The sequence below is a fragment of the Neobacillus niacini genome, from assembly GCF_019749295.1.
GTDB lineage: Bacteria > Bacillota > Bacilli > Bacillales > Cytobacillaceae > Neobacillus > Neobacillus niacini_D.
On record NZ_JACWFG010000003.1, the window covers coordinates 1 to 4,756 of the forward strand.

The 4,756-nt window shown below is 38.3% G+C and carries 5 protein-coding genes; 2 read left to right on the plus strand and 3 right to left on the minus strand.

Annotation, left to right across the window (positions count from 1 at the left end):
* Positions 1-182: 182 nt before the first annotated feature.
* Positions 183-728: an LD-carboxypeptidase gene (locus H0184_RS05680; protein WP_221822474.1), complete on the minus strand. Its 546-nt coding sequence runs from the start codon at positions 726-728 to the stop codon at positions 183-185.
* A 250-nt stretch (positions 729-978) separates the two neighbouring features.
* Between H0184_RS05680 and H0184_RS05685 the strand changes: the two genes are divergently transcribed.
* Positions 979-1,950 carry a nuclease-related domain-containing protein gene (locus tag H0184_RS05685; protein ID WP_221822476.1) on the plus strand — a complete coding sequence of 324 codons (972 nt, stop codon included), beginning with the start codon at positions 979-981 and terminating at the stop codon, positions 1,948-1,950.
* 142 nt (positions 1,951-2,092) lie between these two features.
* Here H0184_RS05685 and H0184_RS05690 read toward each other — a convergent pair whose 3' ends face one another.
* Together H0184_RS05690 and H0184_RS05695 are read right to left on the minus strand one after the other, a co-directional pair.
* Positions 2,093-3,559 (minus strand): NAD(P)/FAD-dependent oxidoreductase, encoded by a 1,467-nt coding sequence (locus H0184_RS05690; RefSeq protein WP_221822481.1) that lies wholly within the window; start codon positions 3,557-3,559, stop codon positions 2,093-2,095.
* Positions 3,560-3,740: 181 nt separating this feature from the next.
* Positions 3,741-3,887 (minus strand): YjcZ family sporulation protein, encoded by a 147-nt coding sequence (locus H0184_RS05695; RefSeq protein ID WP_313771723.1) that lies wholly within the window; start codon positions 3,885-3,887, stop codon positions 3,741-3,743.
* Between the two features lie 120 nt (positions 3,888-4,007).
* Here H0184_RS05695 and H0184_RS05700 point away from each other — a divergent pair, with 120 nt between their 5' ends.
* Positions 4,008-4,595, plus strand: a complete 588-nt coding sequence (locus H0184_RS05700; protein ID WP_221822483.1) for a DUF502 domain-containing protein — start codon at positions 4,008-4,010, stop codon at positions 4,593-4,595.
* Positions 4,596-4,756 lie beyond the last annotated feature (161 nt).

The window sequence follows — 4,756 nt, forward strand, 5'->3', positions numbered from 1 at the left end:
ATTTTCGACTCACTTCCATCATGGAATGATTACATATCCGGGGAGGGTTGTCAAAGTGAAAAGCCTTTGACAACCCTCCCCGGATATGAAGATAAAAAACCATGGAAGTTTCGTCAAAAAAAAATGTAAGGGTATGGATAGAGAATAAGCAAAGGTGAAGCTGAAAACAGGTACTTTTGAATTTACACAATTATCAGGACTTGACTATACCATTTATCATCACTCCAGGCTGGGGAAGGATTGACTTCATATGGCGCGTCATTTGTTACAGCCTCGAGGAAAGATTGAAGCGTGTAATCTATCCCATATTTCACACCAAACGTTGAAAAAAACGGTCCAGAATAGGTGATTAACCCCGTTTTATGATAAATAGCAGCACTAAGCGCCGTTATGTCACTATACCCACAAAATACTTTAGGATTTGCTTTGATTAAATCATAGTCTATGTAGTTTAATAGCTGATTGGCATGATAGCCGCCGAGTGCTGTTAGAATTCCTTTTACATTTGGGTCTCTAAAAGCATCATGTAAGTCTTCTATCCTTTGTTCAATCGAAGTCGTGAAAAATTCATCATGGTCATCAACATTTTTACCAAAGGTCACCGTAAAGCCTAGTTGGTTTAACCGCTGTGTTGCGAGTTCCACCTGCTTTCCTTTGATGACCGCCATACTCGTTGAGGGCGCAATCACTCTAATCTCATCACCTGGAGATAATCGATTTGGCAGCATACTATGTGTCGCCTCCTTTTTTAAATTAGTTTAACATTTAGAGGGCCATCGCGGATATATCGGGTTTTACGCGGATATATTTCGTTTAACGCGGATTTATTCGTTTTATCGCGGATAAATATTTTTACTTACTATGTCAAGCTATTTTCCCGACACAAAACTGACAATAATCAATAAAATTATACAAGATTCAGAAGGAAGATTAAATTCTTATAACGAAATAACTTATAAACAGAAAGGAATGATGAGTTTGATAGGAAAAATACGGTCAATTCCGTTAAAAATTTTAATTTTAAGAGCATTATTGCGACGACTCCCTAAGAATCATCCAAAACGAATTCATATTTCGGAGGAACTTTCTAGAAGAGAAGCCGGTTACAATAGTGAAGAATACCTTGATACCCTTATCGAGCATCTCCTTGGAAGTAAGTTCATCATTTTCCACGATTTAAATTTCTCAGACGGCAAATCCACTTACCAGATTGATAATCTTCTTATTTCTCCACAATTAGCACTCATCATTGAAGTTAAAAACATGACAGGAGAATTAACATTTGACTCCATCAATGATCAATTTTATCAAAAGGTTGGTGATAAAATAAAAGGGTATTCAGACCCGGTTACTCAGGTTCAAAGACATCAAACCTACATAAATAAACTGTTAGCTGAAAATAACTTTCCTCCTGTCCCAGTTGATTATCTAATTGTTATCAATAATACAAATGCTGTTCTTGTATTCCAAGGAACGAGCTCTGAAGTAAGAAAACGCATTTGTAAGTCCCACAGCTTCCACAAAAAAGTGCATCTAATTGAAAATTCTCATTTAGAAAATATCCTCTCGAAAAAAAATCTCCGAAAACTTAGCAGGCTGTTACTGAAAAATAATACTCCCCCTACTAACTCGATTCTAAAACAATATGAAATAAAAGTTTCTGATTTATTAACTGGTGTGTTATGTCCTCTATGTATTCACAAGCCTATGATTCGTAAAAAAAAGAAGTGGTTCTGCCCCTCATGCAAGGAATATTCATCCGACGCTCATATTCTAGCATTAATGGATTATTTTTTACTGTTTGGTACAACAATAACAAACCAGCAGTTTCGAAAATTTGCTCAAATAGATTCACCAGATACGTCAAGAAGAATATTGCTATCTATGAATCTTAAAGGTACTGGTACATATAAGGGTCGAACGTACCATCCGGAAACTGTTCCATGGTAGCATCGCGGATATATTTCATTTAACGCGGATATAACTGATTTATCGCTGATATATACGAATTAACGCGGATATATTCGTTTTATCGCGGATAAGCACATTGAACTTCGTATCTCATAAAAACAAACCCGCTAATTTAGCGGGTTTAGGCCATAACTGTTTCTTTTTTGCGTTCAGTTGTTGCTTTTTTGATAATATCTCTTGCAATCCAGACTCCGCAAGCACTTGCTTGGGCAAGTCCGCGAGTAATTCCTGCACCGTCTCCTCCGACATACAATCCGCTGATTTCTGATTCAAAACGGTCATTTAGTTTCGGTCTTGCAGAGTAAAATTTCGCTTCGACACCGTAGAACAATGTATGTTCTGAGGCAATTCCCGGCGTAACTTGATTCAATGCCTCTGTCATTTCAATTAAACTCTTAAGTGTATTATAAGGAAGAACTAGTCCAAGGTCACCTGGAACCGCCTCTTTTAGTGTTGGTTCGATGAAGCCCTCTTTAATTCTTCGTTCCGTTGAACGGCGTCCTTTTAAGATATCGCCATACTTTTGAACGATTAAGCCTCCGTTTGAAAGGGAGTTCGCAAGGCGTGATACCTCATGCGCATATTCGTTCGGCTTGTCAAAAGGTTCAGAGAATGTATGAGAGACAAGTAGAGCAAAGTTTGTATTTGGACTTCCGAGTTTTGGATCCTTGTAAGCATGACCGTTTGCAAGCATGATACCTGAGTGATTTTCAACCACTACATGGCCTGAAGGATTGCTGCAGAACGTCCGTACCCGAGTTCCAACGGATGTATTGAATACAAATTTCCCTTCATATAAATTCTCATTGATTTCCTGCATAACAATATCGGATGTTTCTACACGAACACCGATATCAACTTGGTTACTAGTCATCTTTAGACGGCGCGCCTTTAATACTTCAGTCAGCCATTTTGAACCATCGCGTCCAGGCGTAATAACGACCTTCTCTGCAAAAACGTCTTTATCACCTTTTAGCTTGATCCCTTTAACAACGTGCCCATCTGGTGTCTTTTCTGTAATCAGATCTTGAACTTCTGTTTTAAAAGACAGATCAATTTTGTCATTTAAGTATTCAAAGATACTTTTCATAATTTGTAAGTTTTGCTCGGTTCCCAGGTGACGTACCTGAGCTCGCAACAATTTTAATCCAGCCGCAAAGCCCCTGCGCTCGATATCCTTAACTTTATCGGTAAGAGGATCGGTAATACTTTCTGTTGCACCATGACTTAAATTGATTTCATCCACATATTTAATTAAATCGACCACTTGGGAATCAGAAAGATAGTCCGTCATCCAACCGCCGAATTCACTCGTAATATTAAACTTACCATCAGAATATGCACCCGCACCACCGAAACCGCTCGTAATTGAACAGGCCGGCAAACACCCGGCATACTCTTTTCTTCCAGCAGCTGGAGGACATTTCTCTATTTTATTTTCTAAAATTGGACAATTTCTCCGATAAATATCATGCCCTTTATCCACTAACAGCACCTTTGCGTTCGGCATTTTTAGTGTAAGTTCATAACAGGTAAAAATCCCCGCTGGGCCTGCACCCACTACTATAACATCATATCTATTTTCCATTGTCCAAAACCTCCAAGAACTATGTATTTACTTAACCCTTGGTAAATATATCAGAGATTTCTCCGACAGTCAACAATAAAAACGAACTATAATTAAAAATAAAATATAATCGTTCGTGTTTAGCTTACTTTTAGAAAATAACAAAAAAGACTCAGGCTTTTTCACCTGAGTCTTTTGGGGTTCAGCAGTAGCTTGCACCGATGATGATTAATAGAATAAACAACACCACGATTAATACAAAAGTTCCATAACCAAAACCGCATCCACCTACTGCTGGTGCTGCATAACCCATTCCACAACAATCTTGACCAAATCCATGTCCATACATACCTATTCACTCCTTAAGGTTTTTATCTGTTAACACTCTTACTTTATGTAATAGGTACTTGACCTGTCTGTGCATTCGCCTATATTATGAGAATCAATGATGAAAATGTAGGTGATAAAAGTGAAAACTCTTTTAAAGAGCTTTGTTAACGGTATTTTAACTATTGTGCCCATTATTCTTGTAATCTTTGTTATTTACAAAACGTTTCTGTTTCTCGATGGACTGCTCGGAAACACATTAAGACCTTATTTAGAGGAGGATTATATTCCTGGAATCGGATTGCTGACAACGATTATTTTGATTACTCTGTTAGGCTGGTTATCTACAAAATTTGTTACCGGCAGTGTTATTAGACTCATTGATAAATTGCTTGAGAAGATTCCTGTTGTAAAAACGATCTACTCCGTCATAAAAGATACTGTTCAATCCTTTTTGGGCGAGAAAAAGTCTTTTTCAAAAGTGGCGCTTGTTGTTATCCCTGGTACAGAGATGAGAAGTATGGGATTTATTACTTCCGAACAGTTGGAGGAATTTTATAGCCCGCTTAAGAACCACGTGGCCGTCTACGTTCCGCAAACCTTTCAGGTCGCTGGATTTACTTTTTTAATTCCGAAGGAGCAAGTCGAAATTATTGATGTTAAACCGGAGGATGCAATGAAATTTATTCTTTCTGGTGGAATGACTTCTACTTCTAAAGCAAAAGGATAGCAAAAAAAGCCGCGAATATGCGGCTTCAGAATGTCGAGAAAGCTCTTTTCTCGATATTTTTATGTTTTCACCACTTCTGCATTGACCCCAGCCTCTTCTCACGCCAAGCTTCGGTCACTCCAGCACCTCTCCATTGACCCAAACCTCTTCTCACGCCAAGC